The 386-nt window shown below is 33.9% G+C and carries 1 pseudogene; it reads left to right on the forward strand.

The features are described from left to right. Positions 1 to 386 (forward strand): annotated as a pseudogene (locus KJR01_RS10015) (disulfide bond formation protein DsbI); the annotation flags it as partial.

Raw genomic sequence — 386 nt, forward strand, 5'->3', positions numbered from 1 at the left:
CGTTGTAAAAGGCAAAGATAAATTTAAAGGTCAAGGCGAAAGTTTAGGTCGCGGAAGACTTGAGAACGTAAGAGCAAAATTTAACCATGTAGCAAGTATGACTACAGATGGAAATTATTTTTATCTTGCAACTGTTCCAAACAACAAAGACGCTAAAACTTTTGTAATCTCTAAAGTTTCTTTAAAAGATCGTGTTCTTTCAGGAGAATTTACTCCAAAAGCAAATCTTAAAGAAGGTAAAACTTTAGGCGATCTTTATGTAACTTCTATGACTTTTAAAGATGGGGAAATTTATGCACTTAGCAAAAATCACAATGTGATTGCCGTAATTGATCCAGTCAAAGAAGAAGTAGTAAAAACCATCGCTTTCCCAAGCTCTATCACTA

The sequence above is a fragment of the Campylobacter sp. 2018MI10 genome (assembly GCF_018501175.1).
Taxonomy (GTDB): Bacteria; Campylobacterota; Campylobacteria; order Campylobacterales; family Campylobacteraceae; genus Campylobacter_E.